This window comes from Mesopusillimonas faecipullorum (assembly GCF_020539505.1).
Lineage (GTDB): Bacteria > Pseudomonadota > Gammaproteobacteria > Burkholderiales > Burkholderiaceae_B > Mesopusillimonas > Mesopusillimonas faecipullorum.
On sequence record NZ_JACDXW010000002.1, the window covers coordinates 276,275 to 301,558 of the forward strand.

Here is a 25,284-nt window from a genome sequence, read left to right on the forward strand (position 1 = left end):
TTTTAGCCCACTTGGAATTGCGCCTCTGGGTAGCTGACGCGGTTGCGTGCACGCATGCTTAAGCTATATACCAAGGTTAGCGGCCCAATACGCCCTATGAACATCAGGGCCATCACCAGGGTTTGACTGAAAGCATTCAGCTCGCCGGTGTGGGTGCGGCTTAGGCCCGTGGTGCTAAGCGCCGACACCACTTCGAAGGCCAGATTCAGAAAATCGCCCTTGGGCTCAAGCAGCGTCATGAGCAGTGTTGCCCCAAAGGCCAGCGCGGTGGTTAACAGCAGCAGGGCCAGCGCTTTGTAGACCAGTTCGCTGGGTACGGTGCGTTTGAGCAGCACAACGTCGGACCGCCCACGCAAGTAGCTGTAGGCGGCGGCCAGCAAAATGATGAAGGTGCCGATTTTGATGCCGCTGGCGGTGCTAAGCGAGCCCCCGCCTATAAACATCAGGCCCATCAGTATCATGGTGCTGCCATGGGTAAGGTGGGCCGGCTCTATGGCCTGAAAACCCGCGGTACGGGCAGCAATGGTTTGCAGCCAGGCTGCCATGGCTTGATCATGCACCGATAAATTGGCCAGGGTAAGCGGGTTGCGGTGCTCTAGCAGCCACAGCGCGGCAAAGGCCAATAAATTAAGCAGCACAGTCGCAAAAATAATAAGCTTTGAATAGGCGCTTAACTTACGCCAACTGCGCTTGCGCCAACAGTCGTCCAGCACGGAAAACCCCAGCCCGCCCAAAATGATCAATCCGGTGGTCAGCAAGATGACCAGGGTTGCGTCTAGGTGATGATCAAGATGGGTGCCTGTCAGGCTCATCCCGGCGTTGTTGAACGCCATGATGGTATGAAAAGCCGCATGGCCCATGGCCTCCAGGGGGCCAAGGTCTATCGCCCAGTAGGCGGTCAGCACAGCAAAGGCCAGCAGTTCTATGGCCAAGGCCATTTTGAACACGAACAGCGCCGTATCGTTCAGGCGCGTGACGCTGGTTTGATTGAAGGCCTCCATGGCCACGGTTTGATGCTGCAGGCTGATTTTCTTGCCTAGCTTGGCTACCGCCACCAGGGCAAAGGTGACAAAGCCCAGCCCCCCCAGTTGCACCAGCAGGGCAATGATGCCCTGACCCAAGGGGGTAAATTGCGTGCTGATGTCTACGATGCTCATACCCGTAACAGTGACGGCAGCGGTGGCCGTGAACAGGGCCTGGAACAGGGTAATGGGCTGCTGATTGGACCAGGGCAGCCATAGCGACAGGGTACCGGCCAGAATCAGAAGGGCAAAACCGCCTGCCAAGACCGTGGGCGGGCCGGCGCTGAAGCGGCCGGTGCGGCGCAGCCGTTGGTAGCTGTGGTAGGGGCGTGCAACATGGCGCAGTCTCATGACGGTGGCTTCACACCAATTTAGGCGCTATGGCTTTTAGCGTACTGAGCTGGCTAAGCAGCACCAGCACGTCTTTTTTTTGTAAGGCCAGGTCTGGGCTAGGGGCCACCATAAGCTCGGCACGCCGCTTGAGCGCCACCACGTGAACCGGAGTCGGGCTGCTCTGCAAGAGTTTTTCCAGCGACTCACCTTCCAACCTTTCTGCCACATGAACTTCGACGATGAAGTCACCGTTACCCAGCGAGATATAGTCTTCGACCATGGGGTAGCTAAGCGCCTGAGCCACGCGCAGACCCATTTCCTCTTCGGGGTGGATAATGCGTTCGACCCCCAGCTTGTGCAGAATCAGGTGGTGAGCATGCGACGAGGCTTTCACCCACAAGGGGGCAATGCCCAGGCTTTTCAGGTGTACAACCGACAGCAGATTGGCTTGCAGGTCGCTTCCCATGGCCACCAGCACCGCGTCCATGTTTTGCAGGCCCAGTTCTTCCAGCGCCTGTTTGTCGGTGGCGTCGGCAATCACCGCACGGGTGAGGTCGTCGGCGTAATGGTTGACCAGTTTGGAGTCGGAATCTACCCCTAAAACAGAATGCCCCAGCCGAATGAGTTCGTGGGCGGCAGCCGCACCGAAACGACCCAGGCCCAAAACCGCAAATTGCCCCATGTGTCGACCCTCGTAGAGTAGCGATGCTAGAGCACGCGAGTATAGAAGGCGCGGCAGACTTGGTAAATGGGAACCTAGCGTGCGCAATTTATGTTAATTTCGTTAACCTAGGGTTTACCTTGGTTTTTCCTACTCTTTTCGGGGTACCGCATTTTTCATGGTTACATTGTTTGATCCGGTCCAGCTTGGGGCCATAGAGTTGCAAAATCGCATCGTCATGGCTCCGTTAACACGCACGCGCGCGGCGCCTGGGCGTGTGCCGAATCAGCTGATGCGCCAGTATTACAGCCAGCGCGCCTCGGCAGGCCTGATTCTTACCGAAGCCACGTCTATTACGCCGCAAGGTGTGGGTTACTACAACACTCCGGGCATTTGGTGCCATAACCAAGTGCTGGGGTGGCGCCAAATCACCGACGCCGTACACGAGCGTGGCGGCAAAATCTTTTTGCAGCTTTGGCACGTGGGCCGGGTTTCCGACCCCGAGCACCTGAACGGTGAAATTCCCGTGGCGCCCAGCGCGATTGCTTGTGAAGGCCACGTCAGCCAAATGCGCCCCATGCGCAACTACGTGGTGCCACGCGCCTTGCGCACCGAAGAACTGCCCGGCATCGTCAACGACTATGTGCAGGCTGCGCGTAATGCCCGCGAAGCCGGTTTTGATGGTGTGGAAATCCACGCTGCCAATGGCTATCTTATCGACCAGTTCCTGCACGATGGCTCGAATCAGCGTACCGATGCCTATGGCGGCTCTGTTGCCAATCGCGCCCGCTTGCTGATGGAAGTGGTAGACGGCTGCGTGGCGGTGTGGGGTGCGGATAGGGTGGCGGTGCATTTGTCGCCTCGTGGCACGGTACATAGCATGTCCGACAGCAACCCAGCCGAGCTGTTCTCGTATGTGGCCAGCGAACTTGGCCGCCGTCAGCTGGCTTTCTTGTTTGTGCGCGAAGCTTTTGGCCCCGAAAGCCTGCTGCCTGAAATCAAGCGTCTGTTTGGCGGGCCCGTCATCGCCAACCAAGATATCGACGCCGGCACCGGCGAGCAATTGCTGCAGCAAGGCGTGGCCGACGCCATTTCGTTTGGTCGTGCGTTTATTTCCAACCCCGACCTGGTTGAGCGCTTGCGCACAGGGGCCGAGTTGAACAAAGGTGACTCCAGCACCTTTTATGGCGATGGCCCTCAGGGTTATACCGACTACCCCGCCTTGCCCGAAAGCAATATCTAGGCGGGTTTGCCGCTTGCTTAAGGCTTTGCCATAAAATCGCAGATCCACAGGAGATCAGCATGAAAAAAATAGCAGCGGCAATGGCGCTTGCCGCCTTGGCGGGGTGTGCAATGGGTATCACCGATAGCTCACCGCATCTTAACTACGAAGTCGATCGGCCATATCAGGTTGTGCACGATCGCGCAGTTCACCAGGCTGAAGAATGCATGCAGGGCGTGCGCAACTTCGAAGACCGGCTTTCGAATATTCGCGAGCCGCGCCGCAGCGAGTTTCGCATCAGCGAAAACGTCAGTGCCGACGCCAGGCAAGGCGAAGTCTTGGTTAGCGACCCGCTGACCGGCGTAGTGGTGGCACGCACGCAATGGCGCGCCCTGGGCCCCGACCGCACCGCAGTCACTCAGGCGGTGTGGGGTAGGGGCACGTGGGACGGCAAAACCTTGCACGCCATGGAGCAATCCATCTTGATGGATGCCTCGGTTTGCACCGTGTACAAGATTGCTGAATAAAGCTGGGCCTGACGGCTGCTGCTTTTAGCAGGGCCGCCCTGGGCGCGGCCGCACGATTTTGAAGGTGGCCGTAGCGGTGGCCAAGACATTGCCTTGTTCGTCCAGGGCCTGGCCATCGCAGAACGACAAAGAGCCACCCAAACGCAAACAGCGTGCTTCGATGATGACGTCGCCCATGGCTGGCGACAAAAAATGCGTGCTCATGTCTATGGTGGCCATGCCGCAATCGGGCGCATGGGCACGTGCCGCAGCGCTAAGGGTAAAGTCCAGCGCACTCATCAAGGCGCCACCATGCACGGCGCCACGGCTGTTCAGCAGCTCTGGCCGGGCCGTCAGGCGGGTGCGCACGACTTCGGGGGTAAAGGTGTCGGGCACCAAACCCAGAAACTGCATAAAGGGAATATGCAGGCCAAAGTAATCAATGGCCTGTTCTTGTTGCGCCTGCTGGGTTTGCTGTTTTTGCTGCGGGCTCATGCGCTAAGTTTGGCTTTGACGCGTGCCGACACCAAAGACATATCGGCCTTACCGGCCAAAGCCTGCTTAACCAGACCCATGACCTTGCCCATGGCCGCAGGGCCGCTAACCCCTTGAGCACTGACTTCGTCTAGTGCGGCTTGAACGGCGGCGTCGACTTCAGCTTCGGAGGCTTGCGCAGGCAGGAACTCTTGCAAAATATCGAGTTCGGCTTGTTCTTGCTGGGCCGATTCGGTACGCCCGGCTTGCTGAAACGCGGCAATGGATTCGCGGCGTTGCTTGACTTGCTTTTCAACAATGGCAAGGATCTGGGCGTCGTCCAGCGTGGTGCGTTCGTCGATTTCTTTTTGCTTGATGGCGGCTTGCACCAAACGCAAAGTACCCAGGCGCGCGCTGTCTTTGGCGCGCATGGCGGATTTAACGGCGTCGCTGATTTGGGCGGCGAGCTGAGTGCTCATGGCTGGATTCCTCAAAACCTTTATTTTACAAGCTGGCGATGAGGTCGGATTTTTCGAAGAATTGACGCAGACGAGAGGCGTCGCCAAAGCGTGATGCGTAGCCGTCGGCATTAAGCAGTACGAAGGCTAAATCACGGCCATCGATATTGGCCACCATGACCAAACATTGGCCGGCTTCGTTGATGAACCCGGTTTTAGAAACCTTGATGCGCCAGCTGTCGCTTTTGATAAGGCGGTTGGTGTTGTTGTAGTTGAGTTGCCGCCCATTGGGCAAAGAAACCTTGTAGGTGTCGCTGACGCTGAGGCTGCGCAGCGGCGCCTGCTGAGAGACGGCCCGCAGCAGTTTGACCAAATCTTTAGGTGTGGAAACGTTGTCTTCGGAAAGACCGGTTGGGTCGACAAAATGGGTGTCGCGCATGCCTAACGCCCGCGCTTTGTCGTTCATGGCGCGTACAAAAGCCTGCATGCCGCCCGGGTGGTAGCGGCCCAAAGCATGGGCGGCGCGGTTTTCAGAAGACATGAGAGCTAGGTGCAGCATGTCGTTGCGCGACAACTGCGTGCCTACGCTAAGCCGCGAGCGCGAATGGCGCAGGCGGTCTATGTCGTGATCGGCGATTTTGATCTGGCCGTCCATAGGTAGGCCGGATTCAACCACCACCAGGGCTGTCATGAGTTTGGTAATAGAGGCAATAGGGCGGGCCTGGTTGCCGCCTTTTTCGTACAGCACCTGGGCGCTTTGCAGGTCGAGCACCAAAACGGCTTCGGAACGCAATGCCGGCGCGGCTTGGGCCGTGCCGCTGATAAGCAGTGCCATACCCAGCGCGGCTGCGCTTTTGCGCCAAGCGGCTTTAAGAAGGCCAAATGCCTGGCGCAGGGGGGTAAGAGACTTTTGAGACGGGCAGGAAGAGGGCGTCATGACCGGTTTTTGCGCAGGAGGGTTCGAGAGTTGCGCAATTATATCGAAAGCACGTCAAGTAAACAACATAAGATATTGAGTTGTAAGGTATTTTTAAGTAGAAATACTGACTTAAGCGGAAACCCGAAGTTACGCACAAAATCAAGGCTCTTAGGGCCGCTATGTGGTGTAATAGGTTGCCTGGCAACCTATTGGGCCAGACCGGATACGAAAACAGAGGAGCAGTCATGAACAAAGAAGTGGTTATTCCCTACGGCGCCTATTGGTCTACGCCCTTCGTGCGTTGGCAGGGCAGCCTGTCACACTTGCATAGCTTGCACCTGGCTGCGCATGTGGCCCAGGCCGAGCTCGGGCGCCGCGGTATAGACCTCAAAGCCATAGACAGCGGCATATTAGGCACTACTGTGCCGCAAAAAGGCGCGTTTTACGGCGTGCCATGGGTAACGGGGCGCATGGGCGCCACGCATATTCCGGGCACCATCGTTAACCAGGCCTGCGCCACCAGCGTGCGCGGCATGCAAGTGGCCCAATCCGAAGTGCAAACCGGGCAGTCCGATGTGGTGCTGGCCTTGATGGCCGACCGCATTTCCAACGGCCCTCATGTGTTTTACCCCGCTCCCTCGCAACCGGGCGGCACCGGCGACAGCGAAAACTGGGTACTCGACAGCTTCAACTGCGACCCGCTTACCGGCTTGGCCATGGTGCAAACCGCCGAGAACGTCGCCAAGGAATACGGCATAGCCACGCAAGAACAGCACGACTGGGTGCTGTGCCGCTACGAGCAATATCAAGACGCGCTGGCTAACGATTCGGCATTCTTGAAGCGCTTCATGAGCTTGCCCTTCGAGGTGCCCGATGCCCGCCTGCGTAAAACGGTTACCACCCTGACGGGTGATGAAGGCATTACCGCCACTACACAAGAAGGTTTGGCTCGTTTAAAGCCCGTATTACCCGATGGCACGGTCACGTTTGGCGGCCAAACCCATCCTGCCGACGGCAATGCCGGCATGATCTTTACTTCGCGCGAGCGCCTGGCCGAATTCACCAGCCGTCCCGAACTGCTGATCACGGTAACGGCCATTGCACAATCGCGTGTAGAGCCCGGCTTCATGCCCAAGGCCCCGGTGCCCGCCGCTCAAAAGGCGCTTAAGGCCGCCGGCCTGGAAATAGCCCAGATCGACGCCATCAAAACGCACAACCCCTTTATCGTCAACGATATCGTCATGGGCCGCGAAATGGGCCTTACCGCACAGCAATTCAATAACTTTGGTTGCTCGCTGGTCTGGGGGCATCCGCAAGGGCCTACGGGCTTGCGCTCGGTCATCGAACTTATCGAGATCCTGGTGATGCGTGGTGGTGGTAACGGGCTGTATACTGGCTGCGCCGCGGGTGACACAGCCATGGCACTGGTCATCAACGTCAAGGAAGCTAAATAATTTTAAAGAAGGAGCCTGGGCAGCATGACTGAAGACTCAAGTAAACGTCCTCATTTTCTTAGCCGGGTTCATCCGCCGGTGTTTTATCCGGCAACCGGAATTCTGCTTGCCCTGGCCCTTTTAGCCTCTGTGTTTCGCGACGAGGCGCAGACTGTCTTTGCCGCAGTACAGGGCTGGATCGTTACCAATGTAGGCTGGGTCTATATCTTGGTGGTGGCCCTTATTTTGCTGGTCACCATTTACTGTATGGTCAGCCGCATAGGTAACATCAAGCTGGGGCCCGACCACAGTAAGCCCGATTACACCAACAGTACTTGGTTTGCCATGCTGTTTTGTGCGGGCATGGGCATAGGCCTGATGTTCTTCGGGGTGGCCGAGCCGCTGATGCACATGCTGTCACCGCCCGTGGGCGAGGGTGGCACCGCGGCGGCGGCCCGCGAAGCCATCAAAATTACCTTTTTCCATTGGGGCCTGCACGCCTGGGCCATCTACGCCATTGTGGCGTTGATACTGGCTTTGTTCGCCTATCGACATGGCCTGCCGCTTACCTTGCGCTCGGCCTTATACCCGCTTATCGGCGAGCGCATCTATGGGCCCATTGGCCACATGGTAGATGTGTTTGCCGTGGTCAGCACCGTGCTAGGGGTGGCTACCTCGCTGGGTTTCGGCGTGTTGCAGATGAACGCCGGCCTTCAGTTTTTGTTCGGCATCGAAATCTCCATAGGTGTACAGGTCATTCTGATCATCATCGCTACGGCATTGGCCACCATGTCAGTGATGGTGGGCTTGGATAAAGGCATACGGCGCTTGTCCGAATTCAACATGATTCTGGCCGTGCTGCTTTTGCTGTTCGTGCTGGTCATGGGCCCCACGGTGTTTTTGCTGCAGGCCTATGTGCAAAATACCGGCGCCTATTTGTCGCAGTTGGTGCAAAAAACCTTCAACCTTTATGCCTACAACCACAGCGACTGGCTGGGCGGCTGGACGCTCTTTTATTGGGGCTGGTGGCTGTCGTGGTCGCCATTTGTCGGAATGTTCATTGCGCGCATTTCGCGCGGTCGCTCTATCCGTGAGTTCCTGGGGGGCATGCTGTTCGTGCCGGTAGGCTTTACCTTCTTGTGGATGACCGTATTTGGCGATAGCGCCATCGACCTGGTCTTGGGTGAGGGCGTCACCGAACTGGCCGAGATTACCCAGAAAGACAGCTCGCTGGCCTTGTTCGTATTCTTGCAGCAGTTTCCATTTTCAGAAGTGATGTCGGGGCTGGCCATTACCATGGTGCTGGTCTTTTTTGTTACCTCGGCTGACTCCGGTGCACTGGTGGTCGACATGCTGGCCTCGGGTGGCCGCGAAAACACCTTTGCTTGGCAGCGCCTGTTCTGGTCTATTGGTATTGGGGCCATGGCCATTGCACTGCTATTGGCCGACGGCTTGCAAGCCTTGCAAACTGCCACCTTAGCCAGTGCCTTACCTTTTAGCTTGGTGCTGGTGGCGGCGGTGTGGGGCTTGCTTAAAGCCCTGCAGGCCGACGTAACCAAGTACACTACCAACGATGTCGTGCCTTTGTCGCGGCCTTCGTCGGGCGATGGCGGCGATTGGCATGCACGCCTGCGCGGCATGATGAGCTTCCCGCGCCGCGCCCATGTACAGCGTTTTATCGAAGAAGTCGTTCAACCTGCTTGCCAAGAGGTGGTGGAAGAGTTGGCCAAGCAGGGTGTGCAGGCCGAGTTCCGTTCAGGCAAAGACGGCATGGTGGGCTTTCAGGTCATGCACGACAAAGAGGTAGACTTTATTTACGAAGTGCACCCGCGCGCTTACTTGCAGCCTTCCTTCATAGGTTCGCCCACCAACACGGCTGAAGATAGCGAAGACAATGAAGCCCGTAAGTATTTTCGTGCCGAGGTCTACCTGAAAGAAGGTGGCCAAAACTACGACATCATGGGCTGGCGTCGCCAAGATGTGATCAACGATATTCTCGACCAATACGAACGCCACCTGCATTTCTTGCATTTGCTGCGCTAGGCGTAGAAGTAAACAGGGGCTCAGTTGAACTGAGCCCTTTTTTTTTAGTTGGGGTTTTCTGGCGGATTTGATCTGTTTGACCTGTTGATGTAAATTCTAATCAATATAGGCGGAAGGAGTTCGCATCATGGGCAAGACAGCAACCCCAACGCTGCAGGGCGATGTCCTCACCCTGCAGCCCGGTCGTGACGACGGCGAGTGCAGGCCTCCCGGTGTTCGAACGTTCGTGCTCGAAGTGGCGTCCGAGGCGGCGTCAAACACTTTGCTGGCCTCACTGCCGATACTGGATCGATTGTTATCCGAAAAAATCACTTCTGTTCGAAAGCAGCGCATGGAGGAGATGGTCGACTTCTTGGCGGCGCACATGGTGGCACCTACCCAATCGGAAACGGAGATGGCGCAGCGCCTGGCGAGCCGGCATGCACGCGTACTCAATGAGTTTGGCTATTTCACAGCCGAGCGCCTTGCGGATATGAACCATTCCCGGGCTCACAACCGTTCGGCCCTCACGGATAACTGGCGTAAACGCAATCAGGTCTTTGCCGTGCCGCATCCGAACAAGATGCTGCACGAGCAGGATGTGTTTCCCGCTTTTCAGTTCGAGGACGGTAAACCGATCAAGGCTGTCCACGCCGTGCTTGAAGCGTTCGGTGGGCGCAAGACGCCGTGGAAGCTGGCACTGTGGTTTACTTCGAATAACGGCTGGTTGCCGGGCAGTGCGCGTCCCGTTGATCTGTTGACACAGAATCCGCAGGCCGTCATTGAGGCTGCGCACCGTGAGGCTGAGGGCAGTGCGGCATGAGCTGCCGTGCCCCAGTGCCGCCGCTGGATCCGCTTTTTGATACGTGGCCGGCCGGGCAGGTGATTCACGTTATCCACGACACAGCCTTTCCACCCGAGAGCTTCAATCCCGGCGTCGATCAGGCAGGAAAGCTGCGCAAACCGACTCGTTTCGCCCCGATTCGGGATGCCAAGGGCAAGGTCGTACCTTATTTATACGGTGGCTCGGCCCTCGATTGCGCCATCTTCGAAACAGTATTTCACGAAGTGCCCATCGATGCGGCTGACAAGTTCGTGGATTTGGACAGTTTCGCACAGCACGGCTATGGCCAGGTCATACCCAACCGCGATCTGAAACTGGTCGATCTGACCAGCGAAGGCCTGCACCGTCTTAAGGTGCTAAAAGAGGAGCTGATTGCCAGTACCGCCCGGGACTATCCGCTCACTGCTCGTTGGGCCGAGGCGCTGCATCGCCAATGCGAGGATGCCGATGGCTTGCTGTGGATGTCGCGTCAGCGTGATCGTGACCAGGCGCTGGTGCTTTTCGGCGACCGGCTTGCCGGCGTGCTGGGCGGCACGTGCGTGGGCGGCCCACTGGAGAGGAACCCGACGTTGCGTGAAGCCGTGGTGAGGGCAGCGCTTCGCGCCGGCATTGATGCCGATTGATATAGCGCTGCGTTAGCCAAATTGCATGAACCGCCCTGAAGCGCTATTCAATATTCTGCGCCTGTTCGCGCAACTGTTCTATGAGTAGTTTCAAGTCTATGGCGGCGTTGGTGAACTCTATGGAAGCCGCTTTTGAACCCAAGGTGTTGGCTTCGCGGTTCATTTCTTGAAAGAGGAAGTCCAGCCGTTTGCCGGTGCTGCCGACTTTGCCCGAGGGCTTATCGCTGGCGGCCTGCGGGCTGAGCAGACGCTGCAGCTCTGATAAATGGGCGCGCAGGCGGGTGAGTTCTTCTGCCACGTCTACGCGCAGCGAGAACAACATGCTTTCTTGGCTGATACGAGCCGAAAGTTCAGCGCCGCTGATTTGATCGAAGCCGCCGGGGCTGACGGCTTCCAAGGCATCGCGCAATTTGTTGGCCAGGCGCTCGCGGTAGGCGGCCTGAATTTGCGGCAAGGCGGTTTCGGTTTGCTCGACAATGGCGAGAATGTCGCGGGTATAGCCCAACATGGCCTGGGCCAACTGCTCACCCTCGCGCATGCGCTGGGTTTGAAAGTCTTCCAGGGCGGCGTCTATGGCTTGTAAGCACACGGTTTGCCAAGCTGCGCTGTCGTCTTCACTGGCATTGTTATCGCTGGCACGCATCACTTCCAGCAAAGTGGGCGCACGCAAATCGGGCAAAACCTGCCTTGCGGTTTCTAACTGCTCTGCCAAGGTTTGCAAATAGACCGCATTCAGTGTTGAACTGGAAGCCTGTACAGCACGCTGATAACTGACGCGCACTTCGACCTTGCCGCGTTTCACCGCCTTGGCCAGCCGTTCGCGTAGCGGGCCTTCGGCCTGTCGCAGTTCTTCGGGCAGACGCAAGCTTACGTCAAGGTAGCGGTTGTTTACCGAGCGTAGCTCGACAGACACCAGACCGATCTCGGCACTGGCGCGAGCGGCACCAAAGGCCGTCATGCTGCATATCATGGTGGGTTTCCTGCGTCGTGTAAGCTTTACAACCGTTATTATTGCCTATTGCCCTTTGCGCTGCGTATGGCAGGGGGCACAGCATGCCATATTGTGTCATTGGGCTTGGCGCCCCACAGGAGTCCATTTTGTCAGATTCAAGTTTCACCCGGCCTTCGGGCAGGGCTGCGCAGCAGTTGCGCGATGTACAAATTCAAGCTCATTTCAGCCGTCACGCCGAAGGTTCCGTCCTGATCCGCATGGGCGACACGCATGTGCTGTGTAACGCCAGTGTGCTTGAACGCGTGCCGCCGTTCCTGAAAGGGCAGGGCTCGGGCTGGGTGACTGCCGAATACGGCATGTTGCCGCGTTCTACCCATACGCGCAGCGACCGTGAAGCCGCGCGCGGCAAGCAGTCTGGCCGTACCCAAGAAATTCAACGCCTGATTGGCCGTAGCCTGCGTGCGGTGTTCGACTTAAGCGCTCTGGGCGAACGCACCTTGCATCTGGATTGCGACGTGCTGCAGGCTGACGGCGGTACACGCTGCGCCAGCATTACCGGTGCCTGGGTGGCGGCAGCCTTGGCGGTGCGCCGCTTGCAAACGCAAGGCCTGTTGGCCGCCAACCCCCTTAAAGGCCAAGTGGCCGCGGTTTCGGTGGGCCGCGTTCAAGGCCTGGGTCTGCTCGACCTGGACTACCCCGAAGATTCCGCTTGCGATGCCGATATGAACATCGTTATGACGGACGCCGGCCAGTTTGTGGAAGTGCAGGGCACCGCAGAGGGCCAGGTGTTTTCGCGCCAACAGCTGGATGAGCTGCTGGATTTGGCGGCGGATGGCATTGCACAATTGCATGGTATTCAACAACAAGCACTGGAGTCGGCATGAGCCAAGAAAAAGTCGTTCTCGCTTCTGACAACCCAGGCAAACTACGCGAATTCTCTGCCATTTTGGCCGAGATAGGCTGGCATGTGGTGCCCCAAGGCGAACTTGGCGTGCCGCCTGCCGAAGAGCCTCACGTCACCTTTGTTGAAAATGCGTTGGCCAAAGCGCGCCATGCCAGCCGGCTCACCAACTTGCCCGCCCTGGCCGACGATTCCGGCCTCACCGTAGATGCCCTAGACGGTGCTCCCGGCGTGTATTCGGCGCGCTACGCCAAGCGTTTGGGTAAAGGCTCAGGCGACGTCGACAACAATCGTTGCTTGATTGAAGCTTTGGCTGGTCAAGAGAACCGCGCCGCCTCTTATGTGGCGGTGCTGGTTTACGTGCGCCACGCCGACGACCCCTGTCCCGTGATTGCCGAAGGGCACTGGCGCGGCGCTATCGTCGATCAGGCCTCGGGCGCCAATGGCTTTGGCTACGACCCACATTTCTTCCTGCCCGATCTTGGGCTTACCGCCGCTGCTTTGGCCCCCGAGGCCAAGAACCGGATCAGCCATCGCGGCCAGGCCCTGCGGGCCTTGGTGGCGCGTTTGCGGGGCGAAGGAAACTCTTGAAACGCACCGTTATTCCCATCGTCGAGCAGCTTTCCAAGCCCAAGTCGGCCTCTGGGCTGATGGGGCAGGGCGCGGCAGCCTTGGCAGGCGACACCGGCCTAGAGCTGGTGGGCCTGCCACCGCTGGCGGTGTATGTGCACGTGCCTTGGTGCGTGCGTAAATGCCCTTATTGCGACTTCAACTCTCACGCTTTGCAAGGCGAACTGCCTGAAGAACAGTATCTGGCCGCTTTGCAGGCCGACCTTGAACAAGCCTTGCCCGATATATGGGGCCGGCAGGTCAGCAGCGTGTTCATCGGCGGCGGCACGCCCAGTCTGTTGTCGGCCAAGGCGCTAGACAGTCTGCTAAGCCTGCTGCGCACACATTTGACGATTTGGCCCGACGCCGAAATCACCCTGGAAGCCAACCCCGGCACCATAGAAGCGGGCAAGTTTGCCGCTTATGCTGCCAGCGGCGTGAATCGGCTTTCACTGGGCATACAAAGCTTTGATGACCACGCTTTGCAGGTATTGGGCCGCATTCACGATGCCAAGCAGGCGCACGCCGCTATCGACATCGCCCAGCGCGCCGTGCCCCGCGTCAACCTGGATTTGATGTTTGCGCTGCCAGGGCAGTCGTTACAGGCCTGTGAGGCCGACCTGCGCGCCGCCATGTTTTACGGCACGGAACATTTGTCTTTGTACAACCTGACGCTAGAGCCCAACACCGTCTTTGCTAAATACCCGCCCGCAAATCTACCGGACGACGACCTAGCCGCGGCGATGCAAGACAAAGTAGAGGAGTTGACTGCTGCCCAAGGCTGGGAACGCTACGAAGTTTCGGCCTATGCAAAATCCAGCCGCGCGCGCAGCCGCCATAACGTCAACTACTGGGAATTCGGTGATTACCTGGGCTTAGGCCCTGGCGCCCACAGCAAGTTGTCGTTTTACAACAGGATTCACCGGCAAGCCCGTTTGAAGCAACCCGAAAGCTGGATGGAACAAGCCGTCCTCAGAAACGGCAGCCATATCGCAAGTGAACAAGACATCGCTCACGAAGACTTGCCTTTTGAATTCATGATGAACGCCTTGCGCCTGAAAGAGGGCGTGCCTTGGCGCTATTTCACCGAGCGCACCGGTCTGCCACAGCTTGCCGTGGCGCCTGCCGTTGAGCGATGTCTGCAAAAGGGCTTATTGGAGGACGACGCCTTACAATTGAAGGCGAGTACGCTGGGGTGGCGTTTCCTGAATGACACACTCGAGGAATTTCTTGAAGAAAAATTGCCCTAAACCCTAGTATTTGACGCGCCAAAAACGTCACATTGCTATATGATTAATGCGTTGCACAAGAATTTTGTATTCAGTATTTTTTAATCTATTCCATCCGCCCTGGGAGCCTGTATGCCGTCTACCCCCGAACAAATTGTCGCTCTAATCGCCGAGCGCGAAGTCAGCTTCGTTGACTTCCGCTTCACCGATACCCTGGGCCGGGAACACCACATGACTTTACCCAGCCATGCGGTGGACGAGGAAAAACTCGAGTCCGGTCAGCCTTTCGATGGTTCTTCCATTGCCGGCTGGAAAGGCATCGAAGCCTCTGACATGCTGCTGATGCCCGATTGCGGCACGGCTCGCATGGATCCCTTCCGCGAAGAAGCTACGCTGGTGCTCACTTGCGACGTGCTCGATCCGTCCGACCTCAAAGGTTACGACCGCGATCCACGTTCCTTGGCCAAACGTGCCGAGGCCTACCTGAAATCCAGCGGCCTGGGCGACACCGCTTACTTCGGCCCCGAGCCCGAGTTCTTCGTGTTCGACGGCATCACCTGGGACAACCACTCTTCGGGCGCCTTCTACAAAATCCGCTCCGACCAGGCGGCTTGGTCTACCGGTGCCGATCACGAAGGCGGCAACCTGGGCCACCGTCCCACCACCAAGGGCGGCTACACCCCCGTGGCTCCAGTGGATTCCTTCAGCGATCTGCGTTCCGAAATGTCTTTGTTGCTAGAGCAGCAGGGCGTTCCGGTTGAAATCCACCACTCGGAAGTGGCCAGCGCAGGCCAGCTTGAAATCGGTACCCGCTTCAGCACGCTGGTCGAGCGCGCCGACTGGAACCAGATCATGAAGTACACCATCCACAACACGGCGCATGCATATGGCAAAACAGCCACGTTCATGCCTAAGCCCGTGGTGGGTGACAACGGTTCGGGCATGCACGTGCACCAGTCCATCTGGAAAGACGGCCAGAACTTGTTTGCCGGCAATGGCTACGCAGGTCTGTCTGAGTTTGCCTTGTTCTACATTGGCGGCATCATCAAGCACGCCCGTGCCTTGAACGCCATCACCAACCCCGGCACCAACTCGTACAAGCGCCTGGTTCCGCACTTCGAAGCCCCAGTCAAACTGGCTTACTCGGCACGCAACCGCTCGGCTTCCATCCGTATTCCTTACTCGGGCAGCCCCAAGGGCCGTCGCATCGAGGCTCGTTTCCCCGATCCTCTTGCCAACCCCTACCTGGCTTTCGCCGCCTTGATGATGGCAGGCCTGGACGGCGTGCAGAACCGCATTCACCCAGGTGATGCTGCCGATAAGAACCTGTACGACCTGCCGCCCGAAGAAGACGCATTGATCCCAACGGTGTGCTCGTCGCTTGAGCAAGCACTCGAAGCCTTGGACGCCGACCGCGAGTTCCTGACACGCGGTGGCGTGTTCAGCGACGACATGATCAGCGCCTACATCGACCTGAAAATGGCCGACATCACGCGCCTGCGCCAAGCTCCACACCCCGTTGAGTTTGATATGTACTACAGCCTGTAATCGGGTTGAAGCGCTGAGGGTTCTCGGCGCGGTTTAGGTAAGAAGGCGGACATGGGATTTCTCATGTCCGTTTTTTTTTGCGGCGAGGTTTGGCGTTCGGTCGGATTTCTGCGGGAGGAAGGCCTGCGTTTGCAACAGGCATCACAGCAACAAATCAATGACATCAAGAAGCTCAAAGAGCAACTCATGAATGAGTTGGTGGCCTGGATCGAACAGCATCATTTGAAGCAGGCAGAAGCTGCGGAGATCCTGATGGTGTCGCGCCCGCGCGTCTCTGACGTGGTGAATAAAAAGACGACAAAATTTACTATCGATTCACTGGTGGAAATGCTCAGCCGGGTTGGGAAACCTGTGCGATTGGCTGTTGGGGAGTGTCTTTAAGGCAGGGATAGCTGTGCTAACTTGAATTTACTCGCCTAACGCCCCAAAAGCGACAGTGGACATAGCATCTCAAAGCAGTCATTGATTCACGACCCCGCTGCTCGCAGTCCAGAACATGTGTTCTGCGGATACATTGCACTTGCTGTTGGCCCCGTCTACAATACAGGCATATGTCTAACCTATGAAAGGAGCCGTTATGCGAACCGTATCCCTTTTCATGAATGGCAAGAACCAGGCCATACGCCTGCCGGTGGACATGGCTTACGAGGATGTGCGCGAACTGGAAATATCCCGCGAGGGCGATGTCATCACTTTGCGTCCAGTCCGGCCAAGCTGGGAATCCTTGGCTTCTGCTAAGAAAGCCGATGCTGACTTCTTGCAGGAGCGTCAATCGGTAGTCGATGATGAAGGCAGGTGTGTGTTGTGAGCACCTACATGCTCGATACAAACATTTGTTCGTTCATCATGCGTGAGATGCCCGCCTCGGTCTTGCATCGACTGACACTTATCAGCGGTCAGAAGCATCGCATCGTTATCTCTGCGATCACGTATGCGGAAATGCGCTACGGCCAAATCGGCAAAAAAGCCTCTGCCCACCATAAGGCGTTGGTTGATGAGTTTGTGCTGCGGCTCGATGCCGTTTTACCGTGGGACAGACATGCCGTGGATGCGGCCACGGAAGTTAAGAAAGCACTCTCCGAAGCGGGCACACCCATTGGCCCGAACGATACTGCTATTGCAGGTCATGCCATTGCTGCAAGCTGCATACTTGTGACGAACAACACGCGCGAATTCTGCAGGGTTGCAAATCTCGTTTATGAAGATTGGGTTTGATACGCTTGAGTCGCGAATCGACCCAACCCCCTGACCACCACAACTCAACTAATTACCATTTCCCCAGCTTCCCCACCGCGCAAATACGCCTGCGCCCGTTGCGTCATCAGCGCTTCACGACGGATGAAATCCGCCACAAAATCATTCACCGGATGCTTATGCAGCTGAAACGGGGTGTCCCATTGCTCAATAGCACCGCTGCGCATTACGCCAATACGGTCTGCAATCGCAAAGGCCTCGGCTTGGTTGTGCGTTACCAGCAAAGCCGTATGGCCCGAGGCTTTCAGAATATCCCGTACCTCAAAAGCCAAGCGCTCGCGCGTATCGATGTCCAAGTTAGAAAACGGCTCGTCCAACAATAACAGCTCGGGGTTGGGCGCCATGGCTCGCGCCAGGGCCACACGCTGCTGCTGTCCACCGGACAACTCATGCGGATAGCGATGCGCTACCGCCTCTAGGCCCACCAGCGCCAGCAAGCTGGCCACGCGATCGGCGCGAGCGACTTTTTCCCAGCGCCGCAAGCCAAACGCCACATTTTTCTCAACGCTTAGATGAGGAAAAAGTGCGTAATCCTGGAACATCATACCCACTTGGCGGTGCTCGGGGTCTACCCGTTTATGCTCGGTGGAAAGTACTTGCTTATCCAGCAAAATACGCCCGGCCCGCAAAGGCTCGAACCCAGCAATTGCCCGCAGCACCGAGGTTTTACCGCAACCCGATGCACCCAAGAGGCAGCCGATATGGCCGCGCTCTAGGGTTAAATCCAGCGAGTTGACGATAGTGAGCAGGCCTTGAGGCGTGTCATAGGCCAGGGAAATGGCGTCGAGTTCAAGTAAGGCGGACATAGGCGGTACGGCTAAGGGGTCAGTGACCGGATTTAAGTTGGTGGCGCGCCAGCAAGATAACAGGAAGCAGCCCCACCAAGACGATGGCCAATGCGGCCACGGCGCCTTCTTCGTAGGTGCCTCGGGCGGCTTCGGCGTATAGCCAAGTTGCCAGGGTTTCGAAGTTGACGGGGCGCAGCAGCAGCGTAGCCGGCAGCTCTTTCATGGTGTCCACGAAAATCAGCAGCGCGGCGGCGCCTATGGCGGGCCTAAGCAAGGGCAAATGCACGCGTCTCAGGGTGCCCGAAGACGTTTCGCCCAGCAGACGCGAAGCCTGTTCTAATGAGGGCGGTATGCGCGCCAAGCCTGATTCCAGGCTACCTACGGCAATGGCCAAATAGCGAATGACGTAGGCCCCCAGCAAGGCGGCCATGGTGCCCATGACGATCAAGCTGGCGGGGGTGTCGGAAAACAGACTGCGCACCCAGTTCATGGCGTCGTCTAGCAGGCGCACCGGCAGCAACAGGCCTATGGCCAGCACCGTGCCGGGTAAGGCATAGCCTATGGTGGACAAACGCGACAGAAACTGCAGCATGCGCGGGCGACGCGAGCGAGCGCTGCGCACGGCCCAGGTAATGACCACGCCGCACAACACGGTAATCACAGTCGCCACCAAAGACACATAAATCGTGTTGTAGATGCTGGAAAGCAGTTGATCTGAGACCCCCCCGACTTCGTGCAAGCGCTTGATGGTTTCAGCCAGCAAATACGCTGATGGCGCTACAAAACCGATGGCAACAGGCAACCAGCCCAGCACAAAAGCGAGTAGGGCAGGGGCGCCTTTCAGGCGCTGTGGCTGTATGGGCCGCATGCGCTGGGTGCTGGAATAACGCTGGCGTCTGCGCCCATGGCGTTCCAACAGAATCAGCAGCACCACCAAGGCCAGCATGCTTAGGGCGATTTGGGCGGCACCGGCCAGATCAGAACGCGTTATCCAGGTGGTGTAAACCGACACGGTCAGTGTTTGCACGCCCAGAAACTCTGAAGCCCCGATGTCGTTCAGGGTTTCGAGCAGAGCCAAACTAACCCCTACCGCCAGAGCAGGCCGCGCCATAGGCAAGGCCACTTTAAAAAAGACGCCACGGCTGCTCAAGCCCAGAATACGACCGGCCTCTAGCAGGCTGGCAGCCTGGGTAGAGAACATGACGCGCATGCTGAGGTAAACGTAGGGATACAGCACGAACCCCAACAGAAAAATAGCACCGCCCAAACCGCGTAAATCGGGCAGGCGGAACTGGCGCGGGCTGGTGTAACCCAGCATTTCGCGCACCAGCGACTGAAACGGCCCCAGGGGGTGCAGCAGGTCTAGATAGGCGAAGGCAACAATGTAGGTGGGCACCGCCAAGGGCAGCAGCAGGGCCCAGTTCAACACCTTGCGACTAGGAAAATCGTAGGCCGTAACCAACCAGGCAGCGCCGCTGCCCAGGCAAACTACCAGTACGCCTACGCCCAGCAGCAGCCACAGGGTATTGACGGCTGCCACGGGCAAGACATGCTGGGCCAGGTGCTGCCAATGATCCAGATTGCCGCCCGCGGCAACCCAGATCAGGGCCAGTACCGGTGCAGCTACGCACAGGGCGATCAGCCATGTGCCGGCGGGCCACAGCGCATTGACGATACGGAAACGACGGGATGAAACCAAATCAGTTGTCGAAGCCAACTTTATCCACCAGTTCGCTAGCGTGTTTGCGATGCTTGGCGATCTCAGTCAAGGGCAGGGGGTCGATGATGAGTTCGCCAAAGCTGGCCACTACCGGGTCTAGCTCGATGCCGGCCTTGACCGGGTATTCGTAGTTGGCTTTGGCATACAGGCTTTGGGCTTTGTCCGAAACCAGATATTCCAGCAGCTTAAGCGCGTCTTGTTTGTTGGGGGCATGCTTGGCTACCGCAGCACCCGAAACGTTGACGTGCGTGCCTTTGCTTTTGTCATTGGCGAAAGTCGGGCGCACGACCTTGATGGCTTCGCCCCACTTATAGTTGTCGGTACCGGGCTTGGCGTTCTTCATGCGGCCCACGTAGTAGGCGTTGGCAATGCCAATATCGCAAATGCCGCCCAGAATGTCGCGTGCGACGTCGCGGTCGCCGCCTGTGGCTTTGCGGCCCAGGTTGGCCTTGACACCGCGCAGCCATTGCTCGGTGGCCTCGGCGCCGTCGTGGGCGATCATGGCGGCAACCATGGCGGTGTTATAGGGGTGTTGGCCCGAGCGTATGCACACCTTGCCTTTCCATTTGGGGTCGGCAAAATCTTCGTAGGTAATCGTGTCTACGTCGATTTCTTTGGCCACGTAGGCCACGCGGTCGCGCAAGGAAAGCGCATACCAGTGATTGTTTTCTGCGTCGCGCAGGTTGGCCGGGATGGCTTCATTCAAGACTTGGGATTCAACAGGCTGCGTCACGCCGCCTTGCACCAAGTCGATCAGGTTGCCGATGTCTACTGTCATGAGCACGTCAGCAGGGGATTTCTCGCCCTCGGCACGCACGCGTTCCAGCAGGCCGTCTTTGACAAACACCGTGTTGGCTTGAACGCCGGTGTCTTTGGTGAAGGCGTCCAGAATAGGTTGGATCAGGCCGGGCTCGCGGGTGGTGTACAAGGTAACGTCTGCCAACGCAGGGGTGGCGCTGGCCAGCAAGCCGGCGATGGCCAGGCTGTTAAACAGTGACGAGGGGATACGGCGATGCATCGAGTTCTCCTGTGCGACGAAAATAGGCCGGCAAATGTGATGCCGGCCCTGAGCGGCGGGTAAGCCGCAAAAGAGCAGTTTAAAATAAAAATTGTTCTCATATCCAGCTAGAACTTCCAGGCCGGGTGACGGCAGGGTTTTCCCTTGATGCTTTTAAACTGGGTATTGCGCTAAGCCCTAAATAACAAAGACATATTTAAGTAGTGAGTACTCAATATAAATAGAATGGTGTAGAATTGCCTCAAAGTGCTTATTCTTAACATTCCAGCGTAGTGGCCAGTCAGTTGGCCAAGCGCATCAACCTCGAGATCGAACCGCAATGGCAGCCTTCAATACCGAAACCGTGCTTAGCGTGCACCACTGGAACGACACGCTGTTCTCTTTCACCACCACGCGCGATCCTGCCTTGCGCTTCCATAATGGCCACTTCGTCATGATTGGCCTGGAAGTCGACGGCAAGCCGCTTATGCGCGCTTACAGTATTGTTAGCGCCAACTACGAAGAAAACCTTGAGTTCCTCAGCATCAAGGTGCAAAATGGCCCGCTTACCTCGCGCTTGCAGCACCTTAAGGTGGGCGACAGCATTCTGGTCAGCAAAAAGCCCGTGGGCACCTTGGTGGTCGACGACCTCAGGCCAGGCAAAAACCTGTTCCTGTTCGGTACCGGCACAGGCTTGGCTCCTTTCATGAGCATCATCAAAGACCCCGATATCTACGAACGCTTCGAAAAAGTCGTTCTGGTGCATGGCGTGCGTTACACCAGCGAACTTGCCTACAAAGATTTCATCGAACACGATCTGCTCAACAACGAGTATTTCGGTGAAATGGTGCGCGACAAGCTCATTTACTATCCCACCGTCACGCGCGAACCCTTCCGCAATACCGGCCGCCAAACCGATCTGATCCTGTCGGGCAAGTTGTGTGCCGATATCGGCCTGCCGCAACTCAACCCCGAAACCGACCGCGCCATGATGTGCGGTAGCCCGGCTTTGCTCGAAGATTTGTGCAAGATCCTTGACGACCTGGGCTTCACCGTGTCGCCCGGCGTTGGCGAGCCCGGCGACTACGTCATCGAGCGCGCTTTCGTCGAAAAATAAGCTTAGGCGTTTGCTGGGTTGGCCAGGAAACTGGCCACCTTCTCAAGCACCAATTGGGGCTGTTCGCGATGCGGCACATGCCCTATACCTGCCAGTATCTCTACCTGCGAAGGGCCGGCGGCAAGCCGGCCTATCGTTTGCGGGTGATAGGCCGTGCCGTATTCGTCGTTTTCGCCGTGCAAGGCCAGTACCGGGCATTGCACGCGTGTCAGGGCGTCTTCTACCGACCACTTGGCAAATTCGGGGTGCAGCCAGTTTTCTATCCAGGCGTCGCGCACCCAGGCTGATTTGTCGCCATGGTATTTGGCCAGACGCGCCAGTTGCTGTTCGTCTTGAAACTGTTCGCGCGCCTCGCGTATGCTGGCCAAGGTAAGGTCTTCGGGGTAAACCTGGGCGGCAATGGTAATCAAAGCCTCGCAACGGGGCGTGCCTTGGCTGAAGGCAGCGGCGCATTCTATGGCCATGCCACCACCCACGCTATGGCCCATGGCCACAAACGCGTCTATGCCCAGCTGCTTGCAGATTTCGGCAAAATACTCACGCGATTCTTCCGCTACAAAGTCTAGCGAGGGTAGCTCGGGCCGGGCATCGGAACGCCCAAAACCCAGCCTGTCGTAAGCTACTACATCACGCCCGGTAGCTTGACTAAGCAGGGCAGGGAAGTCGCGCCACAACTCTACGCAACCCAGAGAATCGTGCATCAAGATGATGGGCGCGGCGTCAAGCGACTGGCCAGGCGACCAGCGGCGCGTAAAAATACGCCCTTGGGCGTGTTCGACGTATTGATCGATAGGAGCGGTTGGGACAGCAGTATCAGTCATGTGCAGAGTGTTTGTAGCTAAAGGCAAGGGGCATATTACACGGTTGAGCGATTCCCCTGTAATCCGCAAGATCGTAAGGATTCTTAGTGGGTAGCGTCAGTTCCGTGCAAAATCCTCACGAACAAAAGGATTTCTTTGAGCAAGACGGTTGGCCCGCTCAGACACAATTGGCCTGGCCTCTTTTTCCTTACAAAAGTAACCTGTCGTATCTATGCTTTTAATCGTGTTGCTTACCTACGGCTGTTCCTTTTCGCTATAGATGTATAAACTTCAATAGTTATTGCTTATTCCGCGCAGCCTTCTTGCGCTCACATAGCGAGCTTTCCATGTTCAAGCAAATTATTCATACAGACCAAGCGCCGGCTGCCGTCGGTCCTTATTCACAAGCCGTCGTCGCTCCAGAAGGGCGCACTATCTATCTCTCCGGCCAAATCGGCCTGGAACCCGGCACGGGCGACCTGGTCTCTGAAAATTTTGAAGGGCAGGTGCGCCAGTCGTTCGCCAATATGCAGGCTGTCATCGAAGCCGCGGGCGGCACGCTGGAGAACATCGTCAAGCTCACGCTGTACCTGACCGACCTTAGCAAGTTCGCCAGCGCCAATGCCATCATGGCCGACATCATTCCGCAGCCTTTTCCTGCACGCTCCACCGTGGGCGTAGACAGCCTTCCCAAAGGCGCGCAATTCGAAGTCGAAGCCATCATCGTGGTTTAAGGCGCGGCGGCAATATTTCTCATGCCTTCTCAGGCTGAATCGGCCCCACGCAACAAACTGACGCCGTTGCAACAGCGCTTGCAGCGACTCGGCCTACAGCACGAGCAAGATTTCATCGTGCACTTGCCTTTGCGTTACGAAGACCAAACGCAGGTAACGCCGATTGCGCGTTTGCGTCCGGGCCAGGCGTCTTTGGTCGAAGCCGAGGTCTTGCAGGCCGACGTGCAGTTTCGACCCCGCAGGCAGTTGCAAGCCAGGGTGGCGGACGACTCCGGCGAACTGGCGCTGCGCTGGCTGAATTTTTATCCCAGCCAGCAGAAAGCCCTGGAAGTCGGACGACGACTGCGTATTTGGGGCGAAGCACGCCTGGGTTTCAACGGCCTGGAAATGGTGCACCCGCGCCTGAACCAGGCCAGCGGCATGCTTTCCAGCACGCTGACACCTATTTACCCGACCACGGCGGGGCTGGCGCAACCCAGCTTACGCCGCCTGATTACCCAGGCGTTGGCGCGTGCGGATCTTTCCGACACCTTGCCCGACGAGGTGCGCAGGCGCTTTGACCTGATCCCTTTTGAACAGGCCATTCGCTGCTTGCATCATCCTAGTCCCGATGTTTCGCTGGCGTCTTTTGAAGACCATTCACACCCGGCTTGGCACCGCATCAAGTTCGACGAGCTGCTGGCTCAGCAACTGTCTTTAGCCATGGCGCGTGCCATGCGCCATAGCCAAAAAGCCTGGCCACTGGATGGGCATGACGGCGATTTGGTTCAACGACTGGAACAAGCCATTCCCTTTGCGCTAACCGGTGCGCAGCAGCGTGCAGTTGCCGAGATACGCGCCGACATGCTGCGTGCTCATCCCATGCATAGACTATTGCAAGGCGATGTAGGTAGCGGAAAAACGGTGGTGGCTGCTATGGCCGCAGCCATAGCCATCGATAGTGGCTTTCAAGTGGCACTGATGGCACCCACCGAGATTTTGGCCGAGCAGCACTTTCGCAAGCTGGCCGATTGGCTGGGGCCTTTAGGGGTACAGACCACTTGGCTCACGGGTAGCTTGCGTACGCGCCAGCGCCGCGAAGCCCTGGAAAGCATCGCCAACGGCAATGCCAGGCTGGTGGTGGGCACGCAAGCCTTGATTCAAACCCATGTGCAATTTGAAAAGCTGGGGCTGGTAGTGCTAGACGAGCAGCACCGCTTTGGCGTGGGCCAAAGGCTGGAGCTAAACCGCAAGGGTGAAGAAGCAGAGGCTGCTGTGCGCTACATGCCGCACCAGCTCAGCATGAGTGCCACACCCATTCCGCGCACGCTGGCAATGACTTTTTTTGCCGACCTAGATGTCTCGGTGCTAGACGAACTGCCCCCTGGGCGCAGCCCCGTAGTGACCAAACTCATCAGCATGGACAGGCGCGACGAGGTGTTGGCCCATGTGGGCGACGAGATTCGCCAAGGGCGGCAAGCCTATTGGGTGTGCCCCTTGGTCGAAGAAAGTGAGGCCTTGCAGTTGCAAACCGCAGTAGACACCCATGCCTTGCTGGCACAAGCCATGCCCGATCTTTCCATAGGTTTGGTGCATGGACGTCTGAAACCCGACGAGAAAGCTGCTGTGATGGAGGCCTTTAGACAAGGCGAGATCCACCTGCTGGTAGCCACGACGGTGATTGAGGTGGGCGTAGACGTGCCCAATGCTTCGCTGATGCTGATTGAACATGCCGAACGTTTTGGCTTGGCGCAGTTGCATCAGTTGCGTGGTCGGGTAGGGCGGGGCAGCGCCAAGTCTGTCTGTTTACTCATGTACCAAACCCCGCTTAGCATGGTGGCGCGTCAGCGTTTGCGCGCCATGTACGAAACCAACGATGGTTTCGAAATCGCCAGGCGCGACCTTGAACAACGCGGCCCTGGCGAGTTTTTAGGGGTGCGGCAGTCGGGTCAGGCTTTATTGCGCTTTGCCGATCTGGAAACCGATGGCGGCTTGGTCGAGCAAGCCCGCACGCTGGCCGCGGAATGGCTGGAACAACAGCCTGAACTGGCGCAACGTCATTTGCGCCGTTGGATGCGGGGGCGCCAGGATTATCTGCGCTCCTGATGTTTGAATTTAAAGGGCCTCAGTGGCCCGCGA

At 57.6% G+C, this 25,284-nt stretch carries 26 protein-coding genes; 16 read left to right on the top strand and 10 right to left on the bottom strand.

Going from position 1 to position 25,284, the window contains the following annotated elements:
• Positions 1 to 2: 2 nt before the first annotated feature.
• On the bottom strand, positions 3 to 1,373 hold the full coding sequence (locus H0484_RS04650) for a TrkH family potassium uptake protein (RefSeq protein WP_226953283.1): 1,371 nt from the start codon (positions 1,371 to 1,373) through the stop codon (positions 3 to 5).
• A gap of 10 nt (positions 1,374 to 1,383) precedes the next feature.
• Positions 1,384 to 2,037, bottom strand: a complete 654-nt coding sequence (locus H0484_RS04655) for a potassium channel family protein (RefSeq protein WP_226953284.1) — start codon at positions 2,035 to 2,037, stop codon at positions 1,384 to 1,386.
• Between the two features lie 157 nt (positions 2,038 to 2,194).
• Here H0484_RS04655 and H0484_RS04660 point away from each other — a divergent pair, with 157 nt between their 5' ends.
• Both H0484_RS04660 and H0484_RS04665 read left to right on the top strand, forming a co-directional pair.
• The gene (locus tag H0484_RS04660; RefSeq protein WP_226953285.1) at positions 2,195 to 3,259 is read left to right on the top strand and encodes an alkene reductase; all 1,065 of its coding nucleotides are present in this window, start codon (positions 2,195 to 2,197) and stop codon (positions 3,257 to 3,259) included.
• Between the two features lie 59 nt (positions 3,260 to 3,318).
• Complete coding sequence (locus H0484_RS04665; protein WP_226953286.1) at positions 3,319 to 3,765, top strand: BPTD_2524 family lipoprotein; 447 nt, start codon at positions 3,319 to 3,321, stop codon at positions 3,763 to 3,765.
• Positions 3,766 to 3,789: 24 nt separating this feature from the next.
• Here H0484_RS04665 and H0484_RS04670 read toward each other — a convergent pair whose 3' ends face one another.
• From H0484_RS04670 to H0484_RS04680, 3 genes are read right to left on the bottom strand one after another with little or no spacing between them, the layout of a single operon-like run.
• On the bottom strand, positions 3,790 to 4,239 hold the full coding sequence (locus tag H0484_RS04670) for a PaaI family thioesterase (RefSeq protein ID WP_226953287.1): 450 nt from the start codon (positions 4,237 to 4,239) through the stop codon (positions 3,790 to 3,792).
• Positions 4,236 to 4,697, bottom strand: a complete 462-nt coding sequence (locus tag H0484_RS04675) for a GatB/YqeY domain-containing protein (RefSeq protein WP_226953288.1) — start codon at positions 4,695 to 4,697, stop codon at positions 4,236 to 4,238. The genes H0484_RS04670 and H0484_RS04675 overlap by 4 nt, the downstream gene beginning before the upstream one ends.
• A gap of 25 nt (positions 4,698 to 4,722) precedes the next feature.
• Positions 4,723 to 5,613 (bottom strand): serine hydrolase, encoded by an 891-nt coding sequence (locus H0484_RS04680; RefSeq protein WP_226953289.1) that lies wholly within the window; start codon positions 5,611 to 5,613, stop codon positions 4,723 to 4,725.
• Positions 5,614 to 5,840: 227 nt separating this feature from the next.
• Between H0484_RS04680 and H0484_RS04685 the strand changes: the two genes are divergently transcribed.
• The 4 genes from H0484_RS04685 (at position 5,841) to H0484_RS04700 (ending at position 10,517) form a co-directional block, all read left to right on the top strand.
• Positions 5,841 to 7,049, top strand: a complete 1,209-nt coding sequence (locus tag H0484_RS04685) for a thiolase family protein (protein ID WP_226953290.1) — start codon at positions 5,841 to 5,843, stop codon at positions 7,047 to 7,049.
• Positions 7,050 to 7,073: 24 nt separating this feature from the next.
• Complete coding sequence (locus tag H0484_RS04690; protein WP_226953291.1) at positions 7,074 to 9,071, top strand: BCCT family transporter; 1,998 nt, start codon at positions 7,074 to 7,076, stop codon at positions 9,069 to 9,071.
• 127 nt (positions 9,072 to 9,198) lie between these two features.
• Positions 9,199 to 9,873 (top strand): hypothetical protein, encoded by a 675-nt coding sequence (locus H0484_RS04695; protein WP_226953292.1) that lies wholly within the window; start codon positions 9,199 to 9,201, stop codon positions 9,871 to 9,873.
• On the top strand, positions 9,870 to 10,517 hold the full coding sequence (locus tag H0484_RS04700; RefSeq protein WP_226953293.1) for an RES family NAD+ phosphorylase: 648 nt from the start codon (positions 9,870 to 9,872) through the stop codon (positions 10,515 to 10,517). Before H0484_RS04695 ends, H0484_RS04700 begins: the two co-directional genes overlap by 4 nt.
• A 43-nt stretch (positions 10,518 to 10,560) precedes the next feature.
• Here the strand turns inward: H0484_RS04700 and H0484_RS04705 are convergent, their stop codons facing one another.
• Positions 10,561 to 11,487, bottom strand: a complete 927-nt coding sequence (locus tag H0484_RS04705) for a YicC/YloC family endoribonuclease (protein WP_226953294.1) — start codon at positions 11,485 to 11,487, stop codon at positions 10,561 to 10,563.
• Between the two features lie 83 nt (positions 11,488 to 11,570).
• On the opposite strand from H0484_RS04705, the gene rph reads away from it, so the two are divergent.
• From rph to H0484_RS04740, 7 genes are all read left to right on the top strand, one after another.
• The gene (gene rph, locus H0484_RS04710) at positions 11,571 to 12,353 is read left to right on the top strand and encodes a ribonuclease PH (RefSeq protein ID WP_226953295.1); all 783 of its coding nucleotides are present in this window, start codon (positions 11,571 to 11,573) and stop codon (positions 12,351 to 12,353) included.
• Positions 12,350 to 12,961, top strand: coding sequence for an RdgB/HAM1 family non-canonical purine NTP pyrophosphatase (gene rdgB / locus H0484_RS04715; protein ID WP_226953296.1), 612 nt, complete (start codon positions 12,350 to 12,352; stop codon positions 12,959 to 12,961). Before rph ends, rdgB begins: the two co-directional genes overlap by 4 nt.
• A gap of 59 nt (positions 12,962 to 13,020) precedes the next feature.
• Positions 13,021 to 14,229 carry a radical SAM family heme chaperone HemW gene (gene hemW, locus H0484_RS04720; protein ID WP_226953710.1) on the top strand — a complete coding sequence of 403 codons (1,209 nt, stop codon included), beginning with the start codon at positions 13,021 to 13,023 and terminating at the stop codon, positions 14,227 to 14,229.
• A 111-nt stretch (positions 14,230 to 14,340) separates the two neighbouring features.
• The gene (gene glnA, locus H0484_RS04725; protein WP_226953297.1) at positions 14,341 to 15,756 is read left to right on the top strand and encodes a type I glutamate--ammonia ligase; all 1,416 of its coding nucleotides are present in this window, start codon (positions 14,341 to 14,343) and stop codon (positions 15,754 to 15,756) included.
• A 63-nt stretch (positions 15,757 to 15,819) separates the two neighbouring features.
• Positions 15,820 to 16,137 (top strand): helix-turn-helix domain-containing protein, encoded by a 318-nt coding sequence (locus H0484_RS04730; protein WP_315859922.1) that lies wholly within the window; start codon positions 15,820 to 15,822, stop codon positions 16,135 to 16,137.
• Positions 16,138 to 16,333: 196 nt separating this feature from the next.
• Positions 16,334 to 16,564 carry a type II toxin-antitoxin system VapB family antitoxin gene (gene vapB / locus H0484_RS04735; protein WP_226953299.1) on the top strand — a complete coding sequence of 77 codons (231 nt, stop codon included), beginning with the start codon at positions 16,334 to 16,336 and terminating at the stop codon, positions 16,562 to 16,564.
• An 8-nt stretch (positions 16,565 to 16,572) separates the two neighbouring features.
• A complete protein-coding gene (locus H0484_RS04740) occupies positions 16,573 to 16,971 on the top strand; it encodes a type II toxin-antitoxin system VapC family toxin (protein ID WP_226953711.1) in 399 nt (132 codons plus the stop codon).
• Positions 16,972 to 17,015: 44 nt separating this feature from the next.
• On the opposite strand, the gene H0484_RS04745 is transcribed toward H0484_RS04740, so the two are convergent.
• Genes H0484_RS04745 through H0484_RS04755 form a run of 3 tightly spaced genes read right to left on the bottom strand, consistent with a single transcriptional unit; the run spans position 17,016 to position 20,536 of the window.
• Positions 17,016 to 17,816, bottom strand: a complete 801-nt coding sequence (locus H0484_RS04745) for an ABC transporter ATP-binding protein (protein ID WP_226953300.1) — start codon at positions 17,814 to 17,816, stop codon at positions 17,016 to 17,018.
• A 19-nt stretch (positions 17,817 to 17,835) separates the two neighbouring features.
• On the bottom strand, positions 17,836 to 19,497 hold the full coding sequence (locus H0484_RS04750) for an ABC transporter permease (RefSeq protein WP_226953301.1): 1,662 nt from the start codon (positions 19,495 to 19,497) through the stop codon (positions 17,836 to 17,838).
• Between the two features lies 1 nt (position 19,498).
• Positions 19,499 to 20,536 carry a Fe(3+) ABC transporter substrate-binding protein gene (locus tag H0484_RS04755; RefSeq protein ID WP_226953302.1) on the bottom strand — a complete coding sequence of 346 codons (1,038 nt, stop codon included), beginning with the start codon at positions 20,534 to 20,536 and terminating at the stop codon, positions 19,499 to 19,501.
• Positions 20,537 to 20,855: 319 nt separating this feature from the next.
• On the opposite strand from H0484_RS04755, the gene H0484_RS04760 reads away from it, so the two are divergent.
• Entirely contained in the window at positions 20,856 to 21,632 is a 777-nt protein-coding gene (locus H0484_RS04760; RefSeq protein ID WP_226953303.1) for a ferredoxin--NADP reductase, read from the top strand.
• A 2-nt stretch (positions 21,633 to 21,634) separates the two neighbouring features.
• On the opposite strand, the gene H0484_RS04765 is transcribed toward H0484_RS04760, so the two are convergent.
• Positions 21,635 to 22,453: an alpha/beta fold hydrolase gene (locus tag H0484_RS04765; protein WP_226953304.1), complete on the bottom strand. Its 819-nt coding sequence runs from the start codon at positions 22,451 to 22,453 to the stop codon at positions 21,635 to 21,637.
• 326 nt (positions 22,454 to 22,779) lie between these two features.
• Between H0484_RS04765 and H0484_RS04770 the strand changes: the two genes are divergently transcribed.
• Entirely contained in the window at positions 22,780 to 23,166 is a 387-nt protein-coding gene (locus tag H0484_RS04770) for a Rid family detoxifying hydrolase (protein WP_226953305.1), read from the top strand.
• 21 nt (positions 23,167 to 23,187) lie between these two features.
• Positions 23,188 to 25,251 (top strand): ATP-dependent DNA helicase RecG, encoded by a 2,064-nt coding sequence (gene recG, locus H0484_RS04775; protein ID WP_226953306.1) that lies wholly within the window; start codon positions 23,188 to 23,190, stop codon positions 25,249 to 25,251.
• Positions 25,252 to 25,284 lie beyond the last annotated feature (33 nt).